This window comes from Endozoicomonas atrinae, from assembly GCF_001647025.1.
In the GTDB taxonomy this organism is placed as follows: Bacteria; Pseudomonadota; Gammaproteobacteria; order Pseudomonadales; family Endozoicomonadaceae; genus Endozoicomonas; species Endozoicomonas atrinae.
On record NZ_LUKQ02000408.1, the window covers coordinates 1 to 3,419 of the forward strand.

The following is a 3,419-nucleotide window of genomic DNA, read 5'->3' on the forward strand; positions in this document are numbered from 1 at the left end:
ACCATTCGCACCGGAGTTAAACAGCTCAGAAAGGCTATGGGAGTGGATGCGGGAGCATGACTTATCAAACAAAGCATTTTCAGGTTATGAAAATATTGTAGATTGTTGCTGTGAAGCTTGGAATAACCTTTGCAGCGAAGCTGGTCGACTGTTCAGTCTGTGCTCCCGTGATTGGGCAGTTATACAGTAGTTAGAAAATTCAATTGGTATTAATCGCCTGAAAGAGTGGCATTTTGATGACATTGAACTATTTCTTGCAACTCAAGCTGCCCGTTATGGCATCACGCTTTATGGGCAGTCATCCTCCCAACCTGTGTCCGTCCAATTAGGGGACATGGTCCATGAGTTGCCGCCTCCACTCCCATCAAGCAGAAGTATGCTCTCATCCTTTGTCTGGTCATTGAAGCTTCGTTTCTGGCACTGGCAGATGAAAAGAGACAGTCACTTTGCCGGAGCCGATATCCACCTTTATGTCATCTATCATGACCCGGATTTATTGCCGATACTGGAACACTCTGTTGGATTACAAAAAGGCATGGTGGGCATTGTCAATGCTTATAGTGACCGGCGTTATACCAAAAGCAATGCCGTAGTGATGGTTCATGAGTTAATGCACACTCTGGGTGCCACTGACAAATACGACCTTTCTACAGGCAGCCCAATGTTTCCGGATGGCTATGCTGAACCGGACAGGGCTCCGCTTCACCCACAGCAATATGCAGAGATAATGGGCGGCCATATTCCAGTCACAGGCTCATCCAGCAAGATGCCCGGCAGCCTTGCCCAGACAGTTGTCGGTAGAATAACTGCAGAGGAGATAAATTGGATTACAAGTGAAAATTAGTGCTGGCAATCTGGAACTTTGCACTATATTACCGACTCTATAAGCAACCATGATCAACCATTACCGCCAGAGGTTTACTTTGTTAATACGCTCAAGCGAGCTTATAAAAACCGACAAGCGGAATGTTCTCAGTAACGAGGAATAAGAGTATGGCCTGGGTCTATCTTCTGCTGGCAGGTATGTTTGAAATCGGCTGGCCAGTTGGTCTGAAAATGGCACAAAGCCCGGACACCCGGTGGCTTGGTATATTTACTGCAATAATTTGCATTGGCCTCAGCGGCTACACCATGTGGCTGGCTCAAAAAGAGATCCCCATGGGTACCGTTTATGCCGTATGGACTGGGCTGGGTGCTGCCGGTGCCTTTTTTGTCGGGATTATTTTCTATGGCGAAGCTGCCAGCCTCATGCGCTATATGGGTGTGTTACTGATTATTGCTGGCGTGGTTACCCTTAAGCTGGCGTACTGATTCTCCATCACAGCAGTACGAATAATAATGAATACAGGGATTTTTATTTAACGTGAGTTTTGACAGAAAAGACTGCCAGACAAATGGATTTTGACTGGCAGAAGGTTTGATAGTTTGAAAAACCAGAGGGTGTTCACAATGAACTCATGAACACCTCTGCTTAGAAGTGGTAGGTCGCACCAATATTCACAGAGTTGATTTTGCTGTCACCTCGATCATAGAGGTTGATGTACTCAAGGTTCAGTTTAAGTGACTTGTTGAGGTTGTAATCAAGACCCACCCCATAGGAGATATCGGAATCAGTTTCAGACATGGACTGACCGGCCACATCGATGGTCATTTCGACCTGAGTCAGGCCTGCTACCACATAAGGATAAACCTTGCCAACCGGCATCCCCAAGCGGCCATAGACACCCACGAAATTATCCACATCCAGAGTAACACTCTCACCCTGATATTTCGCACTGTCATTGCCTACGCCAAACCCGACCCGCACCTCTGTTGAGAAATGCTCATTCGCCTTTATTCCCACCAGGCCAGAAAGTGCGACAGGCGCAACATCTTCGATGCTTCCCTCAGAATAATCCATGGCAGACAAGCTGCCACCAACATAGATGTTTGCTAAAGCAAAAGGGCTGAACGCTGAGAGCACCAGGGCAAGGGCGGAACGCTTGTTCACTGCAGCAATCCTTATCAAAAGAAAATAAAAGAAGACACACTTTCAGTGGGCTCAAATCTTATAAACAGTCCTAAAAAAGTAAAGAAATTAAATCAAAAAAAACACGAAAAACTTACACTTATTGACTAATATCTATTTATCAGAACATACATCCTTCATTTTCTTACTGTTTTAGATCTACCCTCTGATTAATAAAGCATCATCAGCATTTATCAAATGCCAACACTTTCTGAATGCTCGGAAAATCTGCAGACACTCATCTACTTTTACCTGTGAACCCACCACTTTCCCGAGAAATCATCAATGAACAGAAAATTCGAAGGCAAAACGGCGCTGATCACCGGAGGTAACTCCGGCATTGGAAAAGCCATTGCGCTGGCATTTGCCCGTGAAGGTTGCAATGTGGTTATCGCTGCACGACGCAGCAATGAAGGGGAACGGACTGCCAGAGAGATTATTGACCTTGGAGGAAATGCACAATTTGTAAAAACGGATGTCACCAGCAGGCACGATATCCAGAGCATGGTTGATACCTGCATCAGCGAATTTGGCCAACTGGATTATGCAGTCAACAATGCCGGCATCTTTGGACCTGCCAAAGTAGCAACCGCTGACTACGATGAGGAAACCTGGGATCGGGTAATGAATACTAACCTCAAAGGAATGTGGCTGTGCATGAAGCAGGAGATCCCGCTGATGCTTCAACAGGGCTTTGGCGTGATTATCAACATGTCCTCTATTGCCGGTCTGATTGCCAGTCTTGCGACCTCGGCCTATTGCGTAAGCAAGCATGGTATCATCGGATTAACCAAGGTTGCCGCCAAAGAGTATGCAGCCTAAGGCATCAGAGTAAATGCCATTTGCCCAGCCATTATTGAAACCCCCATGTCAGACGAAGTGGTAAAGCCGGATAATGAGCTCACAGCTCAGTTGAAGTTACGCTACCCGGTTGGTCGATTCGGCACACCTGAAGAAGTGGCTGGAGCCGCACTCTTTTTATGTTCTGATGAAGCGTCCTTTATTACCGGGCAGGCACTGCCAGTGGATGGAGGAAGGCTGCTGGTTTAATCATCATTTTCCTGCTCTATCCATGGGCTCAACATTTACACGCCTCTTTTCGCACAGGGAGCAAAGTAAAAACCAGTCACCTGTATTTCCCAAAGCAGTCTCTTTTGCTGCTCCTGCTGTTTCGCCATATCAGCAAGCGAATCGACTTCTGTCAGTAAACTGTGAAGAAAATCGAGACAGGTACTGCGCCAATGAACAGGGTTCAGCGTGTCTGCATAAGTTTCCAGCAAAAGGTGTCATCACCGGCGTAAAAAGTCCTCAAAACACCAGTCCAAAATGACCTGTCGTTAAGTATAGCTTTTTGGGGTGGTCTGCAAGTCTGATAGTTCCAGAAAGTTAAATATTTTACTAAGCTGACTCT

General features: G+C 46.2%; 3 protein-coding genes and 2 pseudogenes. 4 read left to right on the forward strand and 1 reads right to left on the reverse strand.

The genetic code is table 11. The features are described 5' to 3' along the window. From AK963_RS36070 to AK963_RS27080, 3 genes and pseudogenes are all read left to right on the forward strand, one after another. Positions 1-190 (forward strand): annotated as a pseudogene (locus tag AK963_RS36070) (IS630 family transposase); the annotation flags it as partial. A 186-nt stretch (positions 191-376) separates the two neighbouring features. Beyond that, positions 377-844, forward strand: coding sequence for a hypothetical protein (locus tag AK963_RS27075; protein WP_066018446.1), 468 nt, complete (start codon positions 377-379; stop codon positions 842-844). A 149-nt stretch (positions 845-993) separates the two neighbouring features. Next, a complete protein-coding gene (locus AK963_RS27080) occupies positions 994-1,311 on the forward strand; it encodes a DMT family transporter (protein WP_020585145.1) in 318 nt (105 codons plus the stop codon). A gap of 160 nt (positions 1,312-1,471) precedes the next feature. Here AK963_RS27080 and AK963_RS27085 read toward each other — a convergent pair whose 3' ends face one another. Further along, positions 1,472-1,990: a porin family protein gene (locus AK963_RS27085; protein ID WP_066018447.1), complete on the reverse strand. Its 519-nt coding sequence runs from the start codon at positions 1,988-1,990 to the stop codon at positions 1,472-1,474. A gap of 303 nt (positions 1,991-2,293) precedes the next feature. Here AK963_RS27085 and AK963_RS27090 point away from each other — a divergent pair. After that, positions 2,294-3,058, forward strand: a pseudogene (locus AK963_RS27090) (SDR family NAD(P)-dependent oxidoreductase). Positions 3,059-3,419 lie beyond the last annotated feature (361 nt).

Excerpts from the sequence above, each read along its gene's own strand:
- AK963_RS27075 (WP_066018446.1), top strand. The coding sequence starts at position 377 with ATGCTCTCATCCTTTGTCTGGTCATTGAAGCTTCGTTTCTGGCACTGG.
- AK963_RS27080 (WP_020585145.1), top strand. The coding sequence starts at position 994 with ATGGCCTGGGTCTATCTTCTGCTGGCAGGTATGTTTGAAATCGGCTGG.